The organism is Clostridium sp. UBA1652 (assembly GCF_002320975.1).
Classification (GTDB): domain Bacteria; phylum Bacillota; class Clostridia; order Clostridiales; family Clostridiaceae; genus Clostridium_T; species Clostridium_T intestinale.
Genome location: NZ_DCLI01000001.1, coordinates 1 through 24913 on the forward strand (window position 1 = coordinate 1; position 24913 = coordinate 24913).

The following is a 24913-nucleotide window of genomic DNA, read 5'->3' on the forward strand; positions in this document are numbered from 1 at the left end:
TCGTTGTGTAAGTTTCGTTTTATTCAAAACTTCTTAAGTTTCCTCTGTTTAATTTTCAAATAACATCGTCACCACTTGGCGACTTATTCATAATAACATCTCTTTAAATCGATGTCAACAAAAAATATTCATTTTTTTAAACTTATTATTTTATATACTTCTTTAATAATTCTTATTGCCTTCTTAAGATTTCCTTAATGTAAGTCTAAACGTCTTGAATTCCACTTATTAAAATCATACAATTCAGATATACGATAAACAAAAAGGAGGGAACGAATTTGATAAAAAGTGAATTTATAAATATATTAACAAATGGTCTTATACAAATGCCTAAAGAGCAAAGAGACGATATAATTTCTCAGTATGAAGAACATTTCGATATAGGGATTTCAAGTGGAAAAAGTGATCATGAAATAATACAAGAGTTAGGCAGTCCCTATGAAATAATCGAAAAATATAATGGCAACTCTCATAATACGCCTGAGGAGAATGAGGTTGAATATACGCCAAGTTTTAAATCTGAAATAAAAGAGCCAGATAGTGATTATAAAAACTATACTAATAATTCTTACAATAATTATGAATCTGTAAGAAATAAAAAATCTGATAAATCAATTTTATTAACTATTTTTCTTATTATTGTAGTTTTAATTCTTTCTCCTGGAATAATAGGTGCTGTTTTTGCAACAATTGCAGCCTTATTTTCTGGAATTATATTTTCATTAGCTTTAACCTTTAGTAGTGTTCTATTATTTTTTGCAAAACTATTAAATACCGGTCACTTAAAGGATATGCTAGGTACTGTTCTAGATCAAATTCCTATGGCATCTACTATTTTCTTTTTAATAGGAAATATTTCTCTTACAATTCTATCTTTTATAATAGTGATTCAAATATTTAAATTTTTATGGTATCTTACAAAGAAGTTTTTTGCATTCATGAAAAATTTGTTTAATTAGGAGGTGACTTATCTATGAAGAAAAAACTTAGCTTATTCAGCTTTTCTATAATTTTGATAATAATATGTATAATAAGTTATACAGGCGTAGTTATTAGTTTACTTTCATCAAATATAAGCTTTAATGATTTAAATAAATTAAATATAAACGTAAATTCATTTTTCAGTAGAAACACTTATACCTATGGTGTAGATTCAACAGAATCCAATTCTTTAGATGGTATAGATTTAGTAAACTTAAATTTCGTAGTAGGTAATATAAATATTGAAACTTGGGATAAAAATGAAGTTTCAGTAAGTACTGTTGGAAATGTAAGTACTAATAATTCTATTCAAGACTTTAAGCTTGAAAAAACTATTTCAGGAAATCAAGTGACTTTTTCATTTTCTAATAGTATAAATTTACTTTCTAATTTATTTAATTCACAAGATATGTCTATTAATGTTTTTATACCAAATAACTATAATAAAAGCTTAAACATATCATCTACATCTTCTTATATTAATATTAATAATAATAGTTTTAATTCGATAGATATCAAAACTATTTCAGGTGATTTAGAATTAATGAATATTAATACAAAAAGTATTAATTCCAGTTCTACTTCTGGCAATATTTCTTTTAATAATGTAACTACTGAAACATCTACTATTGAAAATATATCTGGTAGTGTATATGCTCAAAACTTTTCTGGAAATATAAATTGTAAAACAGTTTCTGGAGATATAAATGTAGATTTTAATAGCTTTAATAATGATTATAAATTTTCTACTGTTTCAGGATATACAAACTTAACAATTCCTTCTAACGCATCTTTTGCATTAGCTTCTGAAACTTTAAGTGGATCTATATCTAATGAATTTGGATCAAATAACAATTCTAATTCAAAAATTAGATTTAACTCAACTTCTGGTGATTTATCGATAAATAAAAAATAATAATAACCACTCAAAATATTTATGTTAATTTTGAGTGGTTATTTTTTTAGAAATTTAAAGTGATTTTAATGAAAAAATTGGAATATATTTGATATAATTATATGTGTAAATATATTCTAGGAGTGATTTTATGCAATCAAAATATATGATTATAATTTCTTTTGATGCAATAGATAAAAAAGATTTTGAATTAATGAAAGGTTTTCCTAACTTCTCAAGAATTATAAATGAAGGTTCTTACTCTAATGATGTAGAATCTGTTTATCCATCATTAACTTATCCAGCGCACACAACTATTTCTACCGGTAAACATCCTATTAATCACGGAATAATAAATAATATCTTGGTTCAACCTAAATTTCCAACTAACTCGGATTGGTACTGGCAAAGGAAATATATAAAAGGTAAAACTTTATACGAAGTTGCAAAAGAAAAAGGAATGAAAACCTCTACTTTTTTGTGGCCAGTTACTGGAAAGGCTGATATTGATTATAATGTACCTGAAGTTTTTCCAACTAGACCTTGGCAAAATCAAATATTAGTTTCTTTATTAAATGGGAGCAAGTATTTTCAATTTGATATTAATAACAAGTTTGGACATATAAGAGATGGACTTAAACAACCTAATCTTGATGATTTTGTGCTTGAATCTTTTTTATATCTGCTTGAAAGCAGAAAAACTGATTTTATGATGGTTCATTTTACTGATCTAGATACTAATCGTCATAATTACGGTTATTCATCTAAAGAGGCTTATGATGCTTTGAAAAGGCATGACGATAGGTTAGGTAAAATTATAGGTTCTCTAGAGAAGCTTAATATGTATGATGAGACTACTTTAGTGGTCTTAGGAGACCATAGCTTTTTAGATGCGGATTATGTAATAAAGTTAAACAAGCTATTTATAGATAATTCACTTATATGTGTAAATAGCAAAGGCTTAATAGAAGATTACATTGCTTATTGCAACTATTGTGATGGTTCGGCTTATATTTATATTAAAAACAAATTAAAAAGGGATTTTGTATTTAATTTATTAAAGAAGTTCTCTTCTGAAAATAATAATTGTATAGAAGCTATACTGTCTGAAGAAGAAGCTTCCTTACGTGGTGCAGATAATCATTGTGATTTTATGCTAGAGGCTAAGCGAGGTTACTATTTTATAAATGATATTGATGGAGATGTTATAGAGGCAGTTAGCGGTAAATATCATAAAGCTACTCATGGTTATGATCCAAAAATCAAAGATTATCAAACTGTTTTTATGTTAAAGGGACCTTCTATAAAGAAAAATCATTCTATAGGGCCTATGCATCTTACATCTGAAGGACCAACTTTAGCTCATATTTTAGGCGGCTCTCTTCCTGAAGCTGATGGCCCTATTCTTTACGATATATTTAAAAATAAATAAGGCTGGAAAACCAGCCTTATCTTATATAGATTTTATTGAACCAGATATCAGATTATTTATCTCTTTTAATTCTTCATCAGACAAATATCTCCACTGACCCATTTTTAAATCTTTTAATTCCACATTCATTATTCTTATTCTTTCTAATTTCTTAACTTTATATCCTAATGCCTCACACATTCGTCTTATCTGCCTATTTAATCCCTGAGTAAGTATTATTCTAAATACATAGTCACTTTCTTTTTGTACAAAACATTTTTTCGTAATAGTTCCTAGTATCTTTATTCCAGAGCCCATTCTAGCTATAAACTCTTTGTTAATAGGCTTATCTACAGTAACAATATACTCTTTTTCATGGTTGTTTCCTGCTCTTAATATCTTATTTACTATATCCCCATCATTAGTTAGAAAAATTAATCCTTGGGAATCTTTATCTAATCTACCTATAGGGAATATTCTTTCTTTATGGCCTACAAAGTCCACAATATTTCCTTTGATTTTTGATTCAGTTGTACAAGTAATCCCTACTGGTTTATTTAATGCTATGTAGACTTTTTTTAGGTTTTCTCCTATTAATATATTATTAACCTTAACCTGCTGTCCCTTTTTTACTTTAGTTCCCGTAGTTGCTTTAATTCCATCTATAAAAACTTTTCCTTGCTCTATTAATTTGTCAGCTTCTCTTCTTGATGTAAATCCTGAATCTGATATATATTTATTTATTCTTATGTCATCACTTTTTTCACTATGTTTTATTATATTATTTGAGTTTACTTTACTATCACTTTTTCTCTGTGCTAGTTTTTTGTTGCTCTGTGTTTTTCTCAGATTCATGATCGTCTTTATCCTTCCTAACCTTATGTTCATATCCAACATTATTTATTGAAGTATCAATGTTTTTTTCTATTAAGTACTTTTCAGTTTCTTTTATACTATCATAAGATATTGCTTGCTGATTTATAAAAATTGTGACTGAATTATTTACAAGCATCTTTTTTTCATAGGCTAATGCTAAGATCTTTTTTAGCGCATCATCTATATCAGTATTCTCAACATTTGCTTCGTCTAAGAGATCAGCTCCCTTTTCTGTAGGGGAATAGCTATATACTACCTTATTAAACGAGTTAATTTCAACTTTGATTAATGATGTAGTATTAATAATTATTATAGATGTGATCTTATTATATTTATAATAAAGCACTCCAGACAAAGCAATTATAATTGTTAATATGATTGCTATCTGTTTTCTATAATGTTTTATACTTTTACTTTCATTACCTTCTTTTTCTTCACCCAATTTAACACTTTCATTTGTTTTTATCTTTATAAAACTCCCATCACATGTTAATATAATTGAGTTTTTTCTTTCTTTTCTAAGTATTATCCCTTTATGTAACTTTTTATCACCTTCAGCTTGTACTATTCCTTGTTTATCATATTCAACTATATTTATGTATTCTTGAATAAATCTATAATTAGGATTAGCTAATATTAAAGTATAAGCTATTATAAAATCGCCCCATAGCTCAACAAATGTTCTTGAGACTCCTGTTTCTCTGCATATATCGCTTATAGGTAACTCCCTCTTTTTTCTAAGTAAATCATAAGCATCAGGGCTCTCAATAATATAATACGCTATATTTAAACAAAGACTTTTACTAGCTTCCTTTTGGTTACTATTAACCAATCTACTTAATTTAACTTTATATAATGCTAACTCCCTAATAAATAAGAATACTTCCTTACCTCTTATTTTATCCTCATCAGGATTAACCATCCTAATTTTACTTCCATTAAAAAATCTATACCTAAGCTTTGTTATTAAAGCATCCATACTATCAACTCCATATACCTTAATTTAGCCTATACTTTTAGCACACCTTTAATTATAAGTCTTTTTTTACCTCCAGGTGTACAAGTCACAAGTGTTATAGTACTATCCTTTGTGGCATCTAATACAGATACTTGCTCTGGCTCTACTATAAAACTATCATTAACCTCATAGACATACTCATTTTCTTTTGTCTTTATTATTATTTCATCACCTTTTACTAGTTCATCAACATCTTTAAAAAATCTATCGTTGTGTGCTGCCAAAGCAAAGTTTCCCTTCTCCCCTGCTTTTGCTGTTTCAGGAAAGTGTCCTATTGCATATCTTAGTGTTGATAATTCTACACCTTCTACAACAGCCGTTTCCACATTTATTTTAGGTATTTTTAACAGTCCCATAGGAGGAATAGTTACTTCACTACTACCACTTTCATTAGTTACACTTGTACCTTCTTCATAAGATTGATTTAAAACTTCATCAAAGGCTAGCTTCAATTTTTGCTGTTCTTTGTAAGCGATATATTTTTCATTTCCTACCCAAGCAATAATTATAAATCCTACTAGGATTAAAATTACACCTACTATATTTCTTATTTTATTTTTCATAAATTCCTCCCATTGTTCTATGTATATTCATATACTATATTATAGCATAGTATATAAATTTTTTTATTACTTAATTATTCATAAAAACTTTTACAAATGCCTAATATGTTTATGCTAAATTTGGTATAATATAAATATAAGATTTTGTATTAAGAGGTGATTAATATGAACGGCAAAGTTATTTATGTGGATTTTACAAAACATCAACAACCCGCTGCCTCTAACAAGTTAATGCTATTTAAAAAATTTTTTTATAGGATTAAGAAAATCTTTACATCGTCTAATAGTAAGGATTCCTATGATAACGTTGTTTATCCATTTAAAAAAATTCTCTAGTTAATTTCTTTTATCCTCTTAAATTATGTCTTAGCTTATGCTAAAATATAATAAAAATTTGAGGTGATAAAATGAGAGTTGGACTTGGATATGATGTTCATGCATTAGTAGAAAATAGAAAACTTATATTAGGGGGAGTTCAGATCCCTTTTGAAAAAGGATTATTAGGTCATTCTGATGCCGATGTATTGATTCATGCAATCATGGATTCATTATTAGGTGCTGCCGCTCTAGGTGATATAGGAAGACATTTTCCTGATACTGATGAAAGATATAAAGGTGCATCATCAATAGAATTACTTAAGTATGTAGGTAAGCTTTTGAATGAAAAGGGATACATTGTTAATAATATTGATTCAACAATAATAGCACAAAAACCTAAACTTTCTCCATATATACCTAGTATGATAGATAATATTGCTAAAGCTTTAAATATCTCAATTGAGGATTTAAATATTAAAGCTACAACAGAAGAAGGACTAGGTTTTACCGGAAAAGGTGAAGGAATTTCTTCACATAGCATATGTTCAATAATAAAAAATAGATAGAAATTTTATTTCTATCTATTTTTTATTCCCATTGTTTCCAAACTTCTGGTTCATATCCTACTGTAGCTTCTTTTCCATTCCTAACAACAGGAGTTACAAATAACTTAGGATTTTTTAACAATATTTCTTCTTTAACCTCATCGCCTCTAATGTTTTTCAGATTTGATTTTTCGTATTCTTTAGATTTTATATTAATTAAAGCGTTTAGCGTTATTGACTTTCTTATACTTTGTAATTCGCCCTTACTTATAGCTTTTTCAGTTAGATCAATAAATTGATATTTTATCTTCCTTTCTTTAAAATACCTCTCTGCTTTTTTAGTGTCAAAACATTTTTTAGTTCCAAAGATTTGTATATTCATTTCTTTCTCCTTATAATTAACTTGTTATATTAATATTCTAATGCTATAATTATGAGCCGTAAATAGTTATATTAGGAGGTCATTCATGGATAAAAGGAGCTTTAAAGGTAGTGTTATATTAAATCCAGTACCAGTGGTATTAATCACTTCTAGAAATAAAAACGGAGATGAAAATGTATTTACTGTAGGTTGGACTGGAACTCTATGCACAAAACCCCCAGTACTTTCAATCTCTGTAAGACCTGAAAGATTGTCTTATGAATATATTAAAGAAACTATGGAGTTTGTAGTTAATCTCCCAACCTCTTCTATGGTTAAAGCCGTAGATTATTGTGGTGTTAAATCAGGTAAAACTGTGGATAAAATTAAAGAAATGAATTTTAATTTAGGTGAGTCTACTAACATAAATGTCCCATACATAAAAGAATGTCCTGTAAATATTGAGTGTAGAGTTAGAGAAATCATGTCTCTTGGTACTCATGATGTGTTTATTGCAGATGTCCTTGGTTCTCATGTAGATGAATCACTTATTGATGAAAAAGGGAAAATTCATTTTGAAGAAGCTAATTTAATATCTTATTGTCATGGAGAATATTACCCATTACCTAAAAAATCTTTAGGGTCTTTTGGTTTTTCAGTTGCAAAAAAGAAAGTTAAAAAAAAGAAAAAATAAAAAGGATGCTGTAGTAAACAGATTTTATATAACAACTACAGCATCTTATTTTAAGCTAAAATTTTCTCAGCATGTTCTTTTAATAATTCAATTTTATTATTATAGTCTACTACAGTGAAGTCATAAATGCTTTTTACATGCCTAAAGAAATCCATAAATTCAAGTCTTCTTGCTAATCCTATATTAAATGAATATGCAAGATTATTTAAAAATACCTTTTCTTTATGTTCATACTCTCCATCTACAAGAGCTAGTCCAACTAATTCAAAATAAATTATCTTTTTAACCCTATCACTTGAACCTCTTAAAGTTTTTTCTATCTCTTCGAGGGTAAGTTTATAAACATTACACTCTTCTAAAGAAAGTTCTTTAATGTAATCATCTATTAAATTTTTTTCTTCATTTGCAAATATTTCATCTACATTTGCAAACTCTTTAACTAGATTTATAAATGCTATAGACTCTTCTTTATTTAATTCATGTAAAAACATCACTTTCCTCCTAATATTTTAATTTTTTATCTTCTTATTATAACATTAGCACCAAATTAAAATATTCACAAATACATTTTTATAAAAAGATTGCCTTATGTATGAAAGACAATCTTTTTATATTAAGCTCCTAATATCTCATCAATGCATTCATGGACATGATTAACATGATTTTTAGCTATTTCTTTTATTTTTTCTTCTGCATAATTAAAAGTATAGCTATTATTAGTTATTTCAAACATTGATATATCATTAAAGGAATCTCCTATGGTGTATAAATTATCAACTTTTAGCTCTTTTCCATCAATAACTTTTTTAAGACCTCTTCCTTTAGAACAATCTTTTGGTACCACATCTAAATAATATTGATTTCTAAATACTTCTACATTATCTCCATATTTATCAAGTATTTTCTTTTTAATATCTTCTGATTCTTCAATAGATTTACTTCTAGGATACAAGCTAATTATTTGATAATCAGTATTTAAGTTAATAATCTCATCTTTAGTAAATATTTTTGTAGCATATGATTCTAAATTAAATTCTTGTTCACGAATATACTTGTCCTTAATTAAACACGTATCTATTCCGTTATCTAAAACAAAGCAAATATTTTCATCATCAATAAAATCTTTAATTATTTTTGTTGCAGTAACTGAATCTATTCTTTTATTGTATACAACTTCAAAATTACCATCCAATACTAAAGCTCCATTACAAAGTACCAAATAATCCGCATCTACATCCTTATAATCTTTAAAAATTTCCTTTACTCCACGCAAGTTTCTTCCTGTGGAAATAATAAATTTGTGACCATTATCCTTTAATTTCTTTAGAGCTGATATATCATTTTTGGCTATTTCCTGTTCTCTAAATAAAGTTCCATCTAAATCACTTGCTAATATCTTCATCCGTTACCCCCTACTACATTTACTATTATAATAAAAGTCTATATTAAATAGTATAGTTTTACAATATTGGTTAACTACTATTAACATTAGATAATGATAAAATAACAGATATGTTAACGATTTAATTGGTATTTTGTCTATATATCAGAAATCCTTTTTTCTATATATATTGGTTGATATTATATACGATATATAGGAAATAAGCATTGTTATTAAAAACAACAGTATCCACTTTATTACATTATTAGAATTACTCATAAAATTAATCACTTTTTGATTTATGTTTATATTATTTACTACAAGACTTGCTGCTCCAAAAAAAGCGAAAAATACAATGAATCCAAAAAATCTAGTTTTCTGATATCCAAATTTATAATATAACGGTATCTCTATACTATTATATATACATATAATTAACAAACACATTAAAAAAGTCTTTAAATCTATAGGTATTATTTCAACCCCAAATATTGGGCTAAAGGATGTTATAAAAACTGCTAAATAATATAACACTAAAACATAAACAATATTTACTAAAGCATTTAAATATTTAACTAAAACTATATCCTTTCTAGAAACAGGTAGTATATTCATCATTATATCTGCTTTATATTTATCATCAAAAGCCATACTTGTATTGCTAATCAAATAATTTATTCCAACAGCACACATGATAAATAATAACATTCCAAATTCATTAAATATAACTCCAAAAGTAACTATATATATAATAGAAAATATATAATATTTTTTACATACCAATAAATCCTTTTTCATCAAATTAATAATTCCCATTTTTATCACTCCTTATATAATAAAGCATAAGCTCTTCAATATTAGGTTTTTCCATAACCATTTTATCTCCATAGGTTCTTGATAGTTTATTTGCTTCTTTAGTTAATGCTTCAAACCCATAGGCGTTTTCTTTAATAGCTACAAAGTCTTTTCTATTTTCTAAAGTTAATAGATTTTTGTCTCCTTTTACTAATCTATGCCCCTCTATTATTTCATCTTTTGCTCCTTTTAATAGAATCTTACCATCATTTATGATGATTAAATAATCTGCTATCTTATCTAAATCAGAAGTTATATGAGTTGAAAAAAATATAGTTTTATTCTCTTCTTGAATAATATCTGATAATATTTCTAACAGCTCTTCTCTTACAATAGGGTCCAAACCTGATGTAGGTTCATCCATTATAAAAAGTTCTGCATTATGTGATAGTGCTATAGCTATAGAGTATTTCATTCTCATTCCTTTTGATAATTTAGATATCTTTCTATCTAAAGGAAGATTAAATCTTCTAATATAATTATTAAATTGATTCTCATCCCAGTTAGAATACATAGGAGAAATTATATTTTTCATTTCTTTTAGCGTTAATTCTTCATAGAAATATCCTTCATCTAAGACTACACCAATTTTATTTTTAAGTTCCTTATCGTTAGTTTTATTATCTTTATTAAATATTTTTACATCCCCTGAATCCCTGTTTATTAAATTCAATATAGATTTTATAGTTGTAGATTTACCTGCACCATTAGCTCCTATAAAACCAGTTATATAACCTTGTTCCAGCTTTATATTAATATCTTTCAAAGAAAAACCTTTATAAGTTTTCCTTAAGTTATTTATCTCTAATACATAACTCATTTACTATTCCTCCTTAATTAATAATTGAAATATTTCTTCAAGTTCCTTTTTAGTTATTCCTAATAAGTTAGCTGTATTAATAGCATCCATAAGTTTTTCTTCAACTGTTCTAAGTTTTGTTTCTTTTAAAATTTCCTTATTTTGAGAAGTAACAAAAAATCCTTTTCCAGCAACAGAGGTTAAAAATCCTTCCTTTTCTAAATCATCATATGCTCGCTTAGTTGTTATAACACTTATTCGTAGTTCTCTAGCTAGTTCTCTTATAGATGGAACAGCTTCACCAGAACTAACCTCTCCTCTTAAAATAGAATCCTTAATTTGATTCATTATTTGTTGATATATAGGTAAATTAGAACTGTTTGATATAATTATATTCAAAGGCTTCACCTCTTTTCGCTTCTGTATATATCGTATATACTGTATATATTAATTATATACAGTATATACGATAGTGTCAATAAAAAAAGAATCTCTATTTTTGAGATTCTTTTCGCTAAAAATTATTTAATTTCACTTAACTATAATTTAGAATATTGAACTAAATAAAAGCATTATATTTAAAATACCAACTATTATTCCAACAATCCATAAAAATATGCTTTCAAGACCTTTATTTTTATATTCTCCCATAACCTTTTTTGAAGAAGTTAGGTAAACTTGAGTAAACACTGTCCATGGTAATTGTATACTTAATAACATTTGAGAGTAAACCAACCCTTTAAATGGATTTGAGATAAAAAATATTATTATTGCTGCAATAACTAAAGTTATAGACACCCCTATCTTAGTATGTCTATCTTCCATATCATATGGTTCGTTGAACATCCCAGCAAAAATACTACCTCCTGCCATACCAGCTGTTACGCTTGATGATATTCCCGCAAAGAGTAATGCAATTGCAAATATTAATGATGCCCAATTTCCTAACAAGGGTTGAAGCATTAAGTGCGCTTCACTTAATTCATTAATCTTAATATTATTTGTAAAGAATACAACTGCAACTAAAATCATTGCACTGTTTATAGACCATCCTATTGTCATAGACACCAGAGTATCTAAGAACTCATATTTTAGTTGTTTTTCCATAACATCTTTATTTTCTAGATTCCATTGCCTACTTTGTATTATTTCTGAATGTAGAAATAGATTATGTGGCATAACTACAGCACCTAAAACACTCATAATTATAGGCATTGAATTTTCAGGAAAAGATGGTGTAAACCATCCTTGCACGGCTGATGACCAATTTATATTAACCATAAACAACTCAACTATAAATGCTAACCCTATTATTGATACAAAGCCTATTATAACTTTCTCTAATCTTTTATAAGAGCTTGTATATAACATCCATAAAACTACTACAAGAGATATTATACTACCTATTTTAATAGGTATTTTAAATAGCATATTTAAAGCTATAGCCGCCCCTAGTAGTTCTGCCATAGCCGTAGCTATAGACGCTAAAACCGCAGACCACAATATTGGCTTTGCTACCTTTGGCTTTATAAATTTTGTTATTGCTTCAGATATACATAATCCTGTTACTATACCTAAGTGGGCTGCATTATGTTGTAGTGCTATTAACATAATTGTAGATAAAGTTACCATCCACAATAATTTATATCCATAATCTGAACCAGCTGCAAGATTGGATGCCCAGTTACCAGGGTCTATAAATCCAACTGTTACTAAAAGTCCTGGCCCTATATATTTTATAAAATCCTTTGCCATTAATCTTGGCTTATGACCTTCTTTAGATAAGTTAATCTTCTTTATAAGTTTCTCCATATAATCACCTAATTAATATTTATTATTATTTAATAGTATTGTAATACATTTCTATTTAATTGTACACTATTTAATATGCTGGGTATCTTATTATCCATTCTTCACTATCTTCATATCCTATTAATAAGTCATCTGCAATAGAAACTATTGTATCATATAATTCTATACTATCTATATACTCTTTTGGTATAGCATCAACGCCCAAATAAGCACCTAATATATTTCCTGTTATAGACGCTATACTATCGCTATCTCCACTATTATTTACAGATATCAATACTGCCTTCTTATAATTATCACTATATTTTACAGAAGCATATATAGATCTTGCTAAAATTTCTTCTGCATACCATCCTTCACCTAATTCATTTATGCATTCTATCGGTGATTTATCAGAATTTGCTAACTCTAAAGCTCTAATTATTATATTTTCACATTCCTCATGTCTACTATATGTCTTTAAAACATCTAATGAATTTTTAACAGCACTAGTCAAGTCATTTCCTTCTATAATTTCTGCAATAATAAATGCAAAAACACCTGCTGATAGATATCCAGATGGATGTCCATGAGTAATAGCCGCACACCTACAAGCTTTATCAAAAGCTTCTTGCTTTGGATAGCTTAATCCTATTGGAGCTACTCTAACAACTCCACCTGAATATTTGCTATCATTTACCGCGTCCTCTATACTTCCTCTTTTCTCTTCCCTTAATACCTCTAAGCATGTTTCTTCTGGTTCCTTTAATGCATGAAACCACCCTCTCCTAAGTACCCAACTGTTCACAAGATATTTATCCATTATTTTATGAAGTCTTTCTTGAGTTGATAGCCATCGTATGTATGCATGATAAAGAATTTCTTCAAAATTTTCCTCATTTGCTTTAGTCATTTTTAATTTCGAACGAAGTACTCCTTCTGCTGTAAATAATGACATCTGCGTATCATCACTTATTTCAGCATTTTTCATCATTCCAAGTTTTAAATTTTCAACTCCATTTTCTCCGTAAGCTTCTCTTATTTCTTCTATGGTCATAAATTCAACTTGAAACCCTAGCGAATCTCCTATCGCTCCTCCTAGTAGACACCCTCTATAATTCTCTTTCTCTCTTCTTCCCATAAATAATCTCCTTTATTATTTCTTCAGATCAACTACTATTCCATCCGTCACTTTAATCAGACCATTTGTTTTTAACTCAATTTGAACTCCTATCTTTCCCCCACTTACTATTATACTTTCTATATTATTGCAGCTATTATCAATAAATGTCTTATATTTCTTTTTCATACCAATAGGTGAGCACCCGCCTCTGATATATCCAGTATATTTATTTATATCTTTAACCTCAAGCATTTCAATCTTTTTTTCATTTGTTGCTTTTGCTGCCTTCTTTAGGTCAAGCTCTTCAGTTACAGGAATAACAAAAACATATAGTTCCTTTGATACTCCTTTAGTAACCAAAGTTTTATAGACCATCTCTGTGTTTTTATTAATTTTCTTCGCTACTGATACTCCATCTATTTTCCCATCTTTATTATCATAATTTAATATATCATAATCAATATTATTGGAATCTAAGATTCTCATAACATTAGTTTTACCTTGAGCCATTATATTAATCTCCTTAAATAACCTTTTAGTATCATTATACATCATAAATTATCCCATAATAAAATAAAAACTACCAATAAGGTAGTTTTACATATCACATTGTTCAATTTCTATAGTATATTTGTTGCATTTTTCACAGAATATAATATTCACTATAAAACTATTATCTACAACATTACTTCTAAAAAGTCTGCCAAAAGAACTATCTTTATAGGATTTTGATATATTACTTTCAATATATTTATTATCTTTAGTAAATATATAAAAAGAATACCCTAAATATTCATAGAATTTACTCTTAACAATATCTTCTTCTTTGCAGCTACTGCAATATTCACTGTAGTATTCTCTATCAAAACTAATGTTTTCAGCTTCATTTAATAAGTTTAGTATATTGTTAACTGATAAGCATTCTATTTTGTACTCTTCATCCATTATGAAATCTTCACAATTATTTTCTGTTAACTCATATGTTTTTTCATTAAATTTAAGTGTGTACATTTATTTAATCACCTCTTGGTTAATTATACACTTAACATAGTTAACTGTATATCATTAAATCCAATCATATATTGTTTTCCCAAGTTCTGGTGCATGCTCAAATTCAGCCTTCTGACCATTATAAAGAACTTTTACTCCCTTAACCCATTCTCCCGTATAGTCTTTTTGAATAATATTATTAACTATTCTTTTTGAATTTATTGTTCCACCTGTACTACCTTGAAACTTTGAATACCATCCATTAGGTGTGTCTATCCCTTTATCAATTAAGTCTATTACCACTATCTGTTTGTTATCTTCTTTTGTAATAGAAGTTTTATACTCTAAGCCTACAAACCATCTATCCATTATTTCCTTAACTATCATATCTACTTTTTTATTAATTAACTCATTTGACTTTACAGAGAAATCATAGGGTTCTAATAACTCATATGTATTATTATCTACATCATATATTTTAAAAGTATCTTTGTTTTCATTATCAACTTTAGGATTTGATATTACTTCATCACTTTCTCTGCCCTTTTCTTCTTTAATCTTTTTTCCAGTGCATCCAGCAATAACTATTAATGATAAAAAAACTAGTAGTGAACATTTTAATAACTTTTTCATAGTTAACCTCCACTTATATTTTCAACAATCGATTATAGTGTTAACATATGGAAATAAAAATATTCAACATAAAAGAAAGTGCCCTAAAGCACTTTCTTAATTACCTATTTAAAATATTCCATTAAATGTTATTGCTGCTACCACAGCTCCTAATATAGGTGCTACTACTGGTATCCATGCATATGCCCAATCAGAATCTCTCTTATCTTTAATTGGAAGTAATGCATGAGCTATTCTTGGTCCTAAGTCTCTAGCAGGGTTTATAGCGTATCCTGTAGTTCCCCCTAAAGTAAGTCCAATTACCCAAATTAACATACCTACTGCTATTGTTCCTAATCCAGCAACCATTTCAACTCTTCCCAACCCAAGTATACCAAATACAAGTATAAATGTACCTATGAATTCAGATATAAAATTAGATGCTGTACCTCTTATAGCTGGACCTGTACAAAAAACGCCTAATTTACTGTCTTTGTCTTCAGTAGCATCGAAGTGTTGCTTATACATTACATATACTAAGCATGCACCTATAAATGCTCCTATCATTTGAGATACAATATATCCTGGTACTTGTTCCCAAGGAAATTTCCCTATTGCAGCTAACCCTAATGTTAATGCGGGGTTAAAGTGTGCTCCTGATACTCCTCCAAATATAAATGCAGGAATAGCAACAGCTAAAGCCCATCCAGTTGTTATTACTATCCATCCACTATTATTTCCTTTAGTTTTATTCAAAACAACATTGGCTACTACGCCATCACCTAAAAGTATTAAAATTGCAGTTCCGATAATCTCAGCTAAATATATAGACATGGTATATCCCCCTCATATTCTATTTTATTTTTCCCACGCTTGTGATCTTTTTACTGCTTCATGCCATCCACTTAAAAGTTTTTCTTTCTTGTTATCTTCCATTGAAGGCTCAAATGATTTTGATATTGCCCAGTTGTCACATATATGATTTTTATTTTGCCAGTATCCTACTGCTAAACCTGCTAAGTATGCAGCTCCTAATGCTGTAGTTTCTATAACCTCAGGTCTATCAACTTGAACACCTAATATATCTGATTGGAATTGCATTAAGAAATTGTTAGCACATGCTCCTCCATCAACCTTAAGTGTATGAAGTTCTATTCCTGAATCTTGTTCCATAGCCTTTAATACATCATAAGTTTGATATGCTAAAGATTCTAATGTAGCTCTAACAAAATGTTCTTTCTTTGTTCCTCTTGTTAATCCAACTATAGTTCCTCTTGCATATTGATCCCAATATGGTGCTCCTAAGCCTACAAATGCAGGTACCATATAAACTCCATTAGTATCTTCAACAGCCTTAGCATATTCTTCTGAGTCAGCTGAAGTCTTAAGCATTCTCAATTCATCTCTTAACCATTGAATAGCAGCTCCTGCCACAAATACACTACCTTCTAGTGCATATTCAACTTTTCCGTCAACTCCCCAAGCTATAGTTGTAAGAAGTCCATTTTTAGATTCTACTGCTTTTTCTCCTGTATTCATAAGAAGGAAGCATCCTGTACCATAAGTATTTTTTGCATCCCCAGGATTATGGCAACATTGACCAAATAATGCAGCTTGTTGGTCTCCTGCAGCACCCGCTATTGGAATTTCTCCTCCTAGTAATCCATTAGCTGTATATCCATAAATAGCACTAGATGGTTTTACTTCTGGAAGCATACTTGCAGGTATATTTAACTCTTCTAGTATTTCTTTATCCCATTTTAATTCGTGTATATTAAATAACATAGTTCTTGAAGCATTAGTATAATCGGTTACATGGACTTGTCCTTTTGTTAAATTCCATATAAGCCATGTATCAATTGTTCCAAATAATAAATTGCCTTTTTCAGCTTCTTCTCTAGCACCTTCAACATTGTCTAGTATCCATTTTATTTTAGTAGCTGAGAAGTAGGCATCAAGTATAAGTCCAGTTTTTTCTTTTATAGGTTTGTCAAATCCCTTAGATTTAAGTTCATCACACATATTAGAAGTTCTTCTACATTGCCATACTATTGCGTTATATACAGGTTCTCCAGTATTCTTATTCCATACTACAGTAGTCTCTCTTTGATTTGTTATACCAATTGCTGCAATATCTGTAGATGATATTCCTAATCCTGCCATAGCCTCAGCAGCAACCCCTATTTGTGTAGACCATATTTCTTTAGGATCATGTTCTACCCAACCTGCTTCAGGATATATTTGAGTAAATTCTTTCTGTGCAACATTTACTATAGCCCCTGCTTCATTAAAAATAATACTTCTTGAACTTGTAGTTCCTTGATCTAGTGCCATTACATACTTTGCCATTTAATTACCTCCCTTAGTAACCGTTTTCTTTTTTATTACAAGGTAACGGTAAATTCCCCATATTATTTACCATTACTTATAATCCATAATCCATTTCATTTCTTAATAATTATTCATTTAACTCCCATAAAACTCTCTTAGTTGTTGATACAGCTACTGCTCCGGCTCCTATTGATTCAATTATATCTTTTTTGGTTTGAATTAATCCCCCTGCTATTATGGGAAGATGTACTTTTCTCTCCATTGATTTTATTATCTTGCTTGCCACTCCTGGCATAACCTCAACCGCATCAGGTTGTACTGTTTTTATATTTTTTATTCCTGTCTCTAACGATAATGAATCAATTATAAATATTCTTTGTATCGTATTTAGTCCTAGATTCTTAGCATATTTTATGTTAGTTGGTTTTGTACTAATAATCCCATAAGGTTCTGCAATTTTTTTTACATATTCTATTCCTTTAGAGTCCCCTTTTAGTCCTTCTACTAAATCTATATGAACAAATACTATCTTATTATGCTCTTTTAATTGTCTGCATATTTGTGCTATATTAACAATGCTCCCAAAGAGGACAAATACAATTTTCACATCACTTTCAATAACCTTGTCCAAATCCTCTTCATTTCTTATTGCTGCAACAACAGGATTCTCTATAAGAATTTCTCCTAAATTATTCATCAATACCTCCACTGGAATTATTAAACATTACCTCTTAATAATATCATCTTATTTACGCTTTAGCTACATTTCTTGTTGCTATAATATTTATAGATGTATTAGCTACATTTCTAACTATTATATCACCTATAGCAATAGGCGCCTGTACAGTTATCCCCTTGATAGCCCTTATACATTCCTGAATTTTATCCTTTGGTATATCCTGTTCAGTTTTAACTGGAACCATAGGTATGTCTCCATTTACAACATCTACTACTGATGTAACTATTCTAGTAGGGTTTGTACATTCTTTTACCCCATACGCTGCTCCTCTGTTACAACTATTCCCTGTAACACTCTTTACCTCTTTTCCATCTAAAGTTACTTCTAATACACATCCTAATGGGCAGCATATACAAGTTAATTCTCTATTTTCCATATAAACTACTCCTTTTCAACCTTTATTGTTATATTCTCACAATTAGGATACTTAGTTAATAAAGTTTTAGATAACTTCACACTTTCCATTTCACCTGGAGTTAAAATTCTTTTCTTAATATGCATTACTCTTTCATTATCAAAATACACACTAATAAACTCATTTTTAAATACACTTCCAACCCTAAATCTTACCATAGCTTCCTTTTCTACATTATCCTCATTTATATAACTTGGAACTGTATATCTAACTCCCTCTATTCCTTTTATCTTAATTGAATTTTCACTTTTATTTTTTCCATTAATATATTGTGCAGCGCATTTTCCTGCATTGTAGGATTCCTGAGTTACATAGTCTACAAGATCATGCACATGTAACACATTACCACAAGCAAATACACCCTCAATATTAGTTTCTAAACTTTCATTCACAATTGGTCCTGATGTAACATTAGACATTTCAACCCCTATACCCTTTGATACATCATTTTCTGGTATCAATCCAACAGACAGTAATAAGGTGTCACAACTTACATACTCTTCAGTTCCCTCAACAATATTTCTATTTTCATCTACTTGAGCTACTGTAACCCCTTCTAATCTACCTTCGCCTTTTATATCTATTATTGTGTGACTTAATTTTAGTGGAATATCAAAATCATCTAAACACTGAACGATATTTCTCTTTAATCCACCAGAATAAGGCATTAATTCTACTACCATTTTAACTTTAGCGCCTTCTAAAGTCATCCTTCTTGCCATAATTAGTCCTATATCACCTGAACCTAAAATAACAACTTCTTTTCCTGGCATATACCCTTCAATATTTACAAATCTTTGAGCTGTTCCTGCTGTAAATACCCCTGAACATCTATTTCCTGGTATATTTAATGCTCCTCTTGGTCTTTCTCTACATCCCATAGCAAGAATTATAGATTTTGCTTCTATTTCTAAAACTCCATTTTTGCTTATAGCTGTAATTATTTTATCCTTATTTATATCAATAACCATTGTATTTAATTCAAATGGAATTTGTAATTCTTTAACTTTCTCTACAAATCTGTCTGCATATTCAGGTCCTGTTAACTCCTCTTTAAATGTATGAAGTCCAAAACCATTATGAATGCATTGATTTAATATTCCTCCAAGTTTGTTATCTCTTTCTAAAATTATAATATCATCTATACCATTTTCTCTTGCTGAAATTGCAGCAGCTAGTCCTGCAGGACCTCCACCTATTATTACTACATCATGCTTTCTCATAACTGCACCTCCCTTAAATATTCTCTTTATTCTTACCTACAAGAATATAAGAATCTTCACCAAATTTAGTTACATCTGTTTGTGGTATATTAAGCTCTCTTGATAATATTTCAACTGTACGAGAGGTACAAAATCCAGCTTGACATCTACCTGCCCCAGCTCTAGTTCTTCTCTTTATTCCATCAAGATTTGTTGCTCCTAATGGTCTTCTTATTGCGTCTATTATTTCACCTTCAGTTACAAGCTCACATCTGCATATTATATTTCCATATTCCGGTCTATTTTTTATAAGTTTGTTTCTTTCTTCATTAGATAATTCACTAAACTTTACTATATCTTTTCTCTTACCATTAAAATCAGCCTTCTTATTAGGATTTAATCTATTAGCTACTATATCCTTAACCAATACTCCAATAGCTGGAGCTGAAGATAATCCTGGCGACTGGATTCCAGCAACATTTATAAATCCCTTTGAATCTTCTGCTTCTCCTATTACAAAATCATCATGTTCCTCTACTGACCTTAATCCTGTAAAAGAAGTTATAACAGCATTTTTAGGTATATTATTAATACTTTTAGTAGCCTTAAACATTATATCTTCAAGACCTTCTCTTGTTGTTCTAACGTCGTCTTTATCTTCTGAATCTACTGCATTAGGTCCAACTAATAAATTTCCATCAATTGTCTTAGTAACCAATATTCCTTTTCCTAACTTACTAGGTAATTGAAATATTGTATGCGAAACTACATTTCCTGCAATTTTGTCAAAAAGACAGTATTCACCTCTTCTTGCTGTAACTTTTAATTTCTTTTCACTAATCATATTATTAAAGTAATCACTATATACACCAGTGGCATTTATAACTATTTTAGATTCATATATTGCATCTTTAGTTATAATTTTATAATTATCATCAATCTTTTCTATTGATTCGACTTTACTATTAAACTTAAATTCAACGCCATTAACATTAGCATTCTCAGCCAATGCTATAGTCATTTTAAATGGATCTACTATTCCACCTGTAGGTGCTACTAATGCTGCAACTACTGTATCTGATATATTAGGTTCCTTCTCCCTTAATTCTTGTGCATATATTATTTTTAGTTCAGGAACTCCATTTCGTTCGCCTTGTTTTTTTAATTCTTCAAGTACATGTATATCATCTTTACTAAAGCATAATACTAGGGATCCATTTCTTTCAAAAGGAAAGTCTAACTCTTTAGAATATTCATCATACATAGAATTACCTAATACGTTTAGTTTAGCTTTCAAGCTTCCAGTCTTAGCATCGAAACCAGCATGTACAATTCCACTATTAGCTTTTGATGTACCACAACATACATCAGAATGTTTTTCTAAAACGCATATATTCATTTCATATCTTGATAATTCTCTAGCTATAGCACTCCCTATAACCCCTGCCCCTATTACTACTACATCATACATCCCTTATTCCCTCCAAAATCCTTAATTTCACCTAAAAAAAGACAAAAAAACCACCACTATAAGTTAAATACTTACTGTGATGGCTCTCATATACTCGGCCGAATCATATATTCTCTTCTTTAAGTTTATTCTATCACTTATAGAAAATGATTACAAGAGTTTTGTTAATTTTCTTTTATAATATATTAGAGAGGCGTTCTTATTATTCTATCTTCAAAAAAACAAAGGGAAAAATACTATTTCCCCTCATATTGCCTTCTTATTATTTTTAATTGTATACATATTCGAATCAGCTTTCTTAAATAAACTATCCATATGCCCCAAAGATTTCTGACTAAATGAATATCCTATCGATATGTTTATATCTACACCTAAATTAACCTCATTGAACTTATGTATATTTCTATCTATATCTTCAACTATTTTCTTTACGCAAGATTCATTTAAATCTGTTAGCAAAATACAAAACTCATCCCCACCTATTCTAGATACTATTGAATTTGTTGATGAGAATTTATTTAATATTGTACCAACACCTTTTATCAGGTTATCTCCTTCCATATGTCCATAAACATCATTAGTTGTTTTCAAATTATCTAAGTCACACATAATTATGGCCACTTTAGAATCTATTTCTACATCATATTTATTGCATGCTCTTTCAAAAAAATCCTTATTATAAAGTCCTGTTAACATATCATGAGTCACTCTATACTCTAACCCTAATTGATATTTTATTTTTTCATCAATATTTCTTATTATCCCTTGAACAGCTACCAACTTACCTTTTGAGTATATAGGAGTAGCATGTTCCTCAAACCACAAGTATTTTCCTTCTCTATTTCTCCATCTCTGTATTATAGGTTTTTCAAAATCAAGAGTTCCATAAATTTTGTCATATAGTATATTTAAATCATCTGGATGAATAAGCTCAAAAGGATTATTAGGGTTTTTATAACATTCCATAACTAAACCTTCCCCTAAAAACTTTTCTATAGATGGACTTAAGTATATGAACTTGAATTCAGGTAAAATTTGAAAACAATATACTATGTCTTTAGACTTCTCGATTAAATTAAATATTCTTTTCTGATTCCTTTTTATGTTCTGAGTCTTTCTGTAAGACTTTAAGCTAATTCTTTTATGATAAATACTTGCAATTATTACACCAACTATACATCCTATTAAAAAGTATTCTACCATTAACATCTTCCCCTAAATAATTTATATTGTAAATACTATATTTTTAAACAATATCCAACATACAATTATTTCAACAAAAGTTAACCGATTCCTTCTATTAAATTGATAAATTTTTGTTAAATTCATTCATAATATATCAACTCACCAAAACTAATTTTTGAGCAATATCATAACATAAACAATATGCTCTTGAAATTCCCATTATAATCCTTAATAATATAGTATATATTACATTATTAGGGGGAAAATAAATGATCGAGTTGGTATCAGAAAAATTAACAAATTATATAAGCTCAAATAGCGATATTAATGATTCAGAAATACCTAAGATAAACTTTGCTATAAAAGCAATATTAAGTGAAAGCTCTAAATTTATAATAATGTTTATTATATTTTTTATGTTAGGTACAGAAAAATACTTCTTATTATCTTTCTTAATTTTATGTCCTATTAGATCCTATTCTGGTGGAATACATTTTTACACGTATAAAGCTTGCTTAGCTTTTTCCATATTAGTATTTTTGATAACAAGCTACCTAACTCCTAAATATATTGGGCAAGTACCATTAATCATACATTTAATTTTATCCATATTGAGTCTAATAATTATTTACATAAATTCACCAAAAGTAAGTAAATATCGTAGAAAACATAAAAAATATGATAATCCTACTATGATATTAAAAAATAAATTAGCTGCCTGCCTTATTACACTTTTTTTCTTGTTTTTTTCTTTTACACTTTTAAGCAATACTTTATATATTAATTGTGCAATAGCCTCAATATTTTTACAGTCCTTACAATTACTATTTACAGCTAAAGCAAACTAAAAATATTTTTAATGCCTTCATTTCAATAATTCATGCAATTTTTATTCATACTTCTTGTCATATTTTATATTATTATAATATAAAATTATGAGGAGGACGGTTATGAAACTTAAAAAAAAGTTGTTTAATATACTATCAGCTGCTCTAGTTGTTGTTGCATATTCATCCACTAATCCATGGGGTTCTTTTGGCCTTTTTGGAGAATCTGAAATTCCAGAAAATTTAATGGAAGATTAAAATAAACTCTGTACTATCATTTTGAGTGGTTATTTCTATTGAACCACTATACTTATCCACTATGCTTTTAATATTATATAAGCCGAATCCCCTTTGGCTACCTTTAGTGGAAAAGCCTTTTTTAAAAATTTCATTTGTATTTGTAATTGTTGCTCCACTATTTGTTACATGAATAATGGAGTTCTCTTTTTCCTTATCTATAATTAAGTTTACCCATCTATCATCATCTTGTTTATCTACTGCCTCAAAAGCATTGTCTAATAAATTAAATAATATCTCAGCTAATTCATAATCTTTTACCGGTATCAAATTTGTATCACTATTTATACTATAAGTAAATTCAATATTCATTTCATCAGCTCTTTGAAATTTACTATATATTATTCCTGCTAAAACCTTATTTTCTAAAGATATCAGATTTTGTTCTTTTGAGAGTGATGTATTTAATCCCTCAATATATTGTTTTATTTTCTCATTAGAATCACTTGCATCTGAAACCTGAACTATTCCATATATAGTACTTAGATGATTTTTAAAGTCATGTTGTTTACTTTTAACATCTTTCACTAGGTCTGTAGTTAGTTTAGAATATCTGTTATACGCCTCAAGATTTTTCTTTTCTTCTATTAATGATATTAGTATTTTTAGGAATCTTATATTTATAATTATATATACAATTAACAATGCTCCAAATTTAATTATATTTTTCTCTATTATTGTATAGTCAGTTTCCCATATGCTTCTTATTATAAAAACACATATAAATGTACTTATTAAATAGAAAAAAATAATCTGAACATGTATATTATTTGTGAAGAGATTGCTATATTTAATGTATTTATGTATGATGATTGTCCCACAAATCATTATTGTATTACTAATTAATCCTTTAATTTCATTATTATTCATTATCTCTGTATTTACAAAACTACTTAGTAACGCTAATATAGCTAAAATCAACAGTTGTAAAAATATTATTGTAATAATTACAACTACAAACTCTACTATACACTTCTGTATGTTTTTTTTAAATACAAGTGCTACCAAAAATATTATTAAACAATAATTTATAAAAAAAATATATTCAAATTCAAAATATGATAAAATATTATTTATAGAACATGCTACTAACGATATTATTGCATACTTAACTATATTGTTTTTGCTCTTGGTTTCAAACTTGCTCCATAATATAAATATCCCACACATCTCCATATAACTTAAAACAAAACTCCACACTCCGCTACTAAACATTCTCCTCCAACTCCAACC

The 24913-nt window shown here is 28.6% G+C and carries 29 protein-coding genes; 7 read left to right on the plus strand and 22 right to left on the minus strand.

The genetic code is table 11. The annotated features are described in order from the left end of the window. Positions 1-278: 278 nt before the first annotated feature. The 3 genes from B3N22_RS00005 (at position 279) to B3N22_RS00015 (ending at position 3308) form a co-directional block, all read left to right on the plus strand. Positions 279-959: a DUF1700 domain-containing protein gene (locus B3N22_RS00005; protein ID WP_286903864.1), complete on the plus strand. Its 681-nt coding sequence runs from the start codon at positions 279-281 to the stop codon at positions 957-959. Between the two features lie 14 nt (positions 960-973). Continuing rightward, a complete protein-coding gene (locus B3N22_RS00010) occupies positions 974-1897 on the plus strand; it encodes a DUF4097 family beta strand repeat-containing protein (protein ID WP_286903866.1) in 924 nt (307 codons plus the stop codon). A 130-nt stretch (positions 1898-2027) separates the two neighbouring features. Further along, entirely contained in the window at positions 2028-3308 is a 1281-nt protein-coding gene (locus B3N22_RS00015) for an alkaline phosphatase family protein (RefSeq protein WP_286903868.1), read from the plus strand. A 21-nt stretch (positions 3309-3329) separates the two neighbouring features. Here B3N22_RS00015 and rluF read toward each other — a convergent pair whose 3' ends face one another. From rluF to B3N22_RS00030, 3 genes are read right to left on the minus strand one after another with little or no spacing between them, the layout of a single operon-like run. Further along, the gene (rluF, locus tag B3N22_RS00020) at positions 3330-4142 is read right to left on the minus strand and encodes a 23S rRNA pseudouridine(2604) synthase RluF (protein WP_286903870.1); all 813 of its coding nucleotides are present in this window, start codon (positions 4140-4142) and stop codon (positions 3330-3332) included. Then, positions 4090-5142: an anti-sigma factor domain-containing protein gene (locus tag B3N22_RS00025; RefSeq protein ID WP_286903873.1), complete on the minus strand. Its 1053-nt coding sequence runs from the start codon at positions 5140-5142 to the stop codon at positions 4090-4092. Before B3N22_RS00025 ends, rluF begins: the two co-directional genes overlap by 53 nt. Before the next feature lie 29 nt (positions 5143-5171). Continuing rightward, positions 5172-5744: a class D sortase gene (locus B3N22_RS00030; RefSeq protein ID WP_286903875.1), complete on the minus strand. Its 573-nt coding sequence runs from the start codon at positions 5742-5744 to the stop codon at positions 5172-5174. A gap of 407 nt (positions 5745-6151) precedes the next feature. On the opposite strand from B3N22_RS00030, the gene ispF reads away from it, so the two are divergent. Beyond that, positions 6152-6628 (plus strand): 2-C-methyl-D-erythritol 2,4-cyclodiphosphate synthase, encoded by a 477-nt coding sequence (ispF, locus tag B3N22_RS00035; protein ID WP_286903877.1) that lies wholly within the window; start codon positions 6152-6154, stop codon positions 6626-6628. Between the two features lie 22 nt (positions 6629-6650). Here the strand turns inward: ispF and B3N22_RS00040 are convergent, their stop codons facing one another. Beyond that, positions 6651-6989 carry an arsenate reductase family protein gene (locus tag B3N22_RS00040; RefSeq protein ID WP_286903879.1) on the minus strand — a complete coding sequence of 113 codons (339 nt, stop codon included), beginning with the start codon at positions 6987-6989 and terminating at the stop codon, positions 6651-6653. Positions 6990-7074: 85 nt separating this feature from the next. Between B3N22_RS00040 and B3N22_RS00045 the strand changes: the two genes are divergently transcribed. Next, positions 7075-7662 (plus strand): flavin reductase family protein, encoded by a 588-nt coding sequence (locus B3N22_RS00045; RefSeq protein WP_286903881.1) that lies wholly within the window; start codon positions 7075-7077, stop codon positions 7660-7662. A gap of 50 nt (positions 7663-7712) precedes the next feature. Here the strand turns inward: B3N22_RS00045 and B3N22_RS00050 are convergent, their stop codons facing one another. From B3N22_RS00050 to B3N22_RS00130, 17 genes are all read right to left on the minus strand, one after another. Then, positions 7713-8153: a hypothetical protein gene (locus B3N22_RS00050; RefSeq protein WP_181602579.1), complete on the minus strand. Its 441-nt coding sequence runs from the start codon at positions 8151-8153 to the stop codon at positions 7713-7715. Positions 8154-8275: 122 nt separating this feature from the next. Then, positions 8276-9064, minus strand: coding sequence for a Cof-type HAD-IIB family hydrolase (locus B3N22_RS00055; RefSeq protein ID WP_286903883.1), 789 nt, complete (start codon positions 9062-9064; stop codon positions 8276-8278). Between the two features lie 144 nt (positions 9065-9208). Beyond that, on the minus strand, positions 9209-9859 hold the full coding sequence (locus tag B3N22_RS00060) for an ABC-2 transporter permease (protein WP_286903885.1): 651 nt from the start codon (positions 9857-9859) through the stop codon (positions 9209-9211). Further along, the gene (locus tag B3N22_RS00065; protein WP_286903887.1) at positions 9846-10718 is read right to left on the minus strand and encodes an ABC transporter ATP-binding protein; all 873 of its coding nucleotides are present in this window, start codon (positions 10716-10718) and stop codon (positions 9846-9848) included. The genes B3N22_RS00060 and B3N22_RS00065 overlap by 14 nt, the downstream gene beginning before the upstream one ends. A 3-nt stretch (positions 10719-10721) precedes the next feature. Further along, a complete protein-coding gene (locus B3N22_RS00070) occupies positions 10722-11096 on the minus strand; it encodes a GntR family transcriptional regulator (RefSeq protein WP_286903889.1) in 375 nt (124 codons plus the stop codon). A gap of 147 nt (positions 11097-11243) precedes the next feature. Next, positions 11244-12509, minus strand: a complete 1266-nt coding sequence (locus B3N22_RS00075; RefSeq protein WP_286903890.1) for an Nramp family divalent metal transporter — start codon at positions 12507-12509, stop codon at positions 11244-11246. A gap of 70 nt (positions 12510-12579) precedes the next feature. Then, positions 12580-13629, minus strand: a complete 1050-nt coding sequence (locus B3N22_RS00080) for an ADP-ribosylglycohydrolase family protein (protein WP_286903892.1) — start codon at positions 13627-13629, stop codon at positions 12580-12582. 15 nt (positions 13630-13644) lie between these two features. Next, the gene (gene ybaK / locus B3N22_RS00085) at positions 13645-14121 is read right to left on the minus strand and encodes a Cys-tRNA(Pro) deacylase (protein WP_286903894.1); all 477 of its coding nucleotides are present in this window, start codon (positions 14119-14121) and stop codon (positions 13645-13647) included. An 87-nt stretch (positions 14122-14208) separates the two neighbouring features. Beyond that, positions 14209-14622: a DUF3785 family protein gene (locus tag B3N22_RS00090; RefSeq protein ID WP_286903895.1), complete on the minus strand. Its 414-nt coding sequence runs from the start codon at positions 14620-14622 to the stop codon at positions 14209-14211. A 54-nt stretch (positions 14623-14676) separates the two neighbouring features. After that, the gene (locus tag B3N22_RS00095) at positions 14677-15234 is read right to left on the minus strand and encodes a hypothetical protein (protein WP_286903896.1); all 558 of its coding nucleotides are present in this window, start codon (positions 15232-15234) and stop codon (positions 14677-14679) included. Positions 15235-15342: 108 nt separating this feature from the next. Further along, positions 15343-16047 carry an MIP/aquaporin family protein gene (locus B3N22_RS00100; protein ID WP_021803209.1) on the minus strand — a complete coding sequence of 235 codons (705 nt, stop codon included), beginning with the start codon at positions 16045-16047 and terminating at the stop codon, positions 15343-15345. 24 nt (positions 16048-16071) lie between these two features. Further along, the gene (gene glpK / locus B3N22_RS00105) at positions 16072-17562 is read right to left on the minus strand and encodes a glycerol kinase GlpK (protein ID WP_286903899.1); all 1491 of its coding nucleotides are present in this window, start codon (positions 17560-17562) and stop codon (positions 16072-16074) included. Positions 17563-17671: 109 nt separating this feature from the next. Next, entirely contained in the window at positions 17672-18241 is a 570-nt protein-coding gene (locus B3N22_RS00110; RefSeq protein ID WP_286903901.1) for a glycerol-3-phosphate responsive antiterminator, read from the minus strand. 52 nt (positions 18242-18293) lie between these two features. Continuing rightward, the gene (locus B3N22_RS00115) at positions 18294-18659 is read right to left on the minus strand and encodes a DUF1667 domain-containing protein (protein ID WP_286903903.1); all 366 of its coding nucleotides are present in this window, start codon (positions 18657-18659) and stop codon (positions 18294-18296) included. Between the two features lie 5 nt (positions 18660-18664). Continuing rightward, a complete protein-coding gene (locus B3N22_RS00120) occupies positions 18665-19921 on the minus strand; it encodes an NAD(P)/FAD-dependent oxidoreductase (protein ID WP_286903905.1) in 1257 nt (418 codons plus the stop codon). Positions 19922-19934: 13 nt separating this feature from the next. Beyond that, positions 19935-21371: an NAD(P)/FAD-dependent oxidoreductase gene (locus tag B3N22_RS00125; protein WP_286903907.1), complete on the minus strand. Its 1437-nt coding sequence runs from the start codon at positions 21369-21371 to the stop codon at positions 19935-19937. A gap of 246 nt (positions 21372-21617) precedes the next feature. Continuing rightward, positions 21618-22574 (minus strand): sensor domain-containing diguanylate cyclase, encoded by a 957-nt coding sequence (locus tag B3N22_RS00130; RefSeq protein ID WP_286903909.1) that lies wholly within the window; start codon positions 22572-22574, stop codon positions 21618-21620. Positions 22575-22825: 251 nt separating this feature from the next. Between B3N22_RS00130 and B3N22_RS00135 the strand changes: the two genes are divergently transcribed. Then, on the plus strand, positions 22826-23404 hold the full coding sequence (locus tag B3N22_RS00135; protein WP_286903911.1) for an accessory gene regulator B family protein: 579 nt from the start codon (positions 22826-22828) through the stop codon (positions 23402-23404). 102 nt (positions 23405-23506) lie between these two features. Beyond that, positions 23507-23641, plus strand: a complete 135-nt coding sequence (locus B3N22_RS00140) for an AgrD family cyclic lactone autoinducer peptide (RefSeq protein ID WP_286903913.1) — start codon at positions 23507-23509, stop codon at positions 23639-23641. Here B3N22_RS00140 and B3N22_RS00145 read toward each other — a convergent pair. Then, positions 23627-24895, minus strand: coding sequence for a sensor histidine kinase (locus B3N22_RS00145; protein ID WP_286903915.1), 1269 nt, complete (start codon positions 24893-24895; stop codon positions 23627-23629). The two genes, B3N22_RS00140 and B3N22_RS00145, sit on opposite strands and share 15 nt — an antisense overlap. Positions 24896-24913 lie beyond the last annotated feature (18 nt).

Bases quoted from the DNA above. Each gene is read 5' to 3' on its own strand.
- B3N22_RS00130 (WP_286903909.1), bottom strand. From the start codon at position 22,574: ATGGTAGAATACTTTTTAATAGGATGTATAGTTGGTGTAATAATTGCA.
- B3N22_RS00065 (WP_286903887.1), bottom strand. From the start codon at position 10,718: ATGAGTTATGTATTAGAGATAAATAACTTAAGGAAAACTTATAAAGGT.
- B3N22_RS00110 (WP_286903901.1), bottom strand. From the start codon at position 18,241: ATGAATAATTTAGGAGAAATTCTTATAGAGAATCCTGTTGTTGCAGCA.
- rluF (WP_286903870.1), bottom strand. From the start codon at position 4,142: ATGAATCTGAGAAAAACACAGAGCAACAAAAAACTAGCACAGAGAAAA.
- B3N22_RS00015 (WP_286903868.1), top strand. From the start codon at position 2,028: ATGCAATCAAAATATATGATTATAATTTCTTTTGATGCAATAGATAAA.
- ybaK (WP_286903894.1), bottom strand. From the start codon at position 14,121: ATGGCTCAAGGTAAAACTAATGTTATGAGAATCTTAGATTCCAATAAT.
- B3N22_RS00145 (WP_286903915.1), bottom strand. From the start codon at position 24,895: ATGTTTAGTAGCGGAGTGTGGAGTTTTGTTTTAAGTTATATGGAGATG.
- B3N22_RS00010 (WP_286903866.1), top strand. From the start codon at position 974: ATGAAGAAAAAACTTAGCTTATTCAGCTTTTCTATAATTTTGATAATA.
- B3N22_RS00120 (WP_286903905.1), bottom strand. From the start codon at position 19,921: ATGAGAAAGCATGATGTAGTAATAATAGGTGGAGGTCCTGCAGGACTA.
- B3N22_RS00125 (WP_286903907.1), bottom strand. From the start codon at position 21,371: ATGTATGATGTAGTAGTAATAGGGGCAGGGGTTATAGGGAGTGCTATA.
- B3N22_RS00025 (WP_286903873.1), bottom strand. From the start codon at position 5,142: ATGGATGCTTTAATAACAAAGCTTAGGTATAGATTTTTTAATGGAAGT.
- B3N22_RS00090 (WP_286903895.1), bottom strand. From the start codon at position 14,622: ATGTACACACTTAAATTTAATGAAAAAACATATGAGTTAACAGAAAAT.
- B3N22_RS00040 (WP_286903879.1), bottom strand. From the start codon at position 6,989: ATGAATATACAAATCTTTGGAACTAAAAAATGTTTTGACACTAAAAAA.
- B3N22_RS00075 (WP_286903890.1), bottom strand. From the start codon at position 12,509: ATGGAGAAACTTATAAAGAAGATTAACTTATCTAAAGAAGGTCATAAG.
- B3N22_RS00030 (WP_286903875.1), bottom strand. From the start codon at position 5,744: ATGAAAAATAAAATAAGAAATATAGTAGGTGTAATTTTAATCCTAGTA.
- B3N22_RS00140 (WP_286903913.1), top strand. From the start codon at position 23,507: ATGAAACTTAAAAAAAAGTTGTTTAATATACTATCAGCTGCTCTAGTT.
- B3N22_RS00055 (WP_286903883.1), bottom strand. From the start codon at position 9,064: ATGAAGATATTAGCAAGTGATTTAGATGGAACTTTATTTAGAGAACAG.
- B3N22_RS00135 (WP_286903911.1), top strand. From the start codon at position 22,826: ATGATCGAGTTGGTATCAGAAAAATTAACAAATTATATAAGCTCAAAT.
- B3N22_RS00095 (WP_286903896.1), bottom strand. From the start codon at position 15,234: ATGAAAAAGTTATTAAAATGTTCACTACTAGTTTTTTTATCATTAATA.
- B3N22_RS00100 (WP_021803209.1), bottom strand. From the start codon at position 16,047: ATGTCTATATATTTAGCTGAGATTATCGGAACTGCAATTTTAATACTT.
- B3N22_RS00080 (WP_286903892.1), bottom strand. From the start codon at position 13,629: ATGGGAAGAAGAGAGAAAGAGAATTATAGAGGGTGTCTACTAGGAGGA.
- B3N22_RS00050 (WP_181602579.1), bottom strand. From the start codon at position 8,153: ATGTTTTTACATGAATTAAATAAAGAAGAGTCTATAGCATTTATAAAT.
- B3N22_RS00045 (WP_286903881.1), top strand. From the start codon at position 7,075: ATGGATAAAAGGAGCTTTAAAGGTAGTGTTATATTAAATCCAGTACCA.
- ispF (WP_286903877.1), top strand. From the start codon at position 6,152: ATGAGAGTTGGACTTGGATATGATGTTCATGCATTAGTAGAAAATAGA.
- B3N22_RS00115 (WP_286903903.1), bottom strand. From the start codon at position 18,659: ATGGAAAATAGAGAATTAACTTGTATATGCTGCCCATTAGGATGTGTA.
- B3N22_RS00060 (WP_286903885.1), bottom strand. From the start codon at position 9,859: ATGGGAATTATTAATTTGATGAAAAAGGATTTATTGGTATGTAAAAAA.
- glpK (WP_286903899.1), bottom strand. From the start codon at position 17,562: ATGGCAAAGTATGTAATGGCACTAGATCAAGGAACTACAAGTTCAAGA.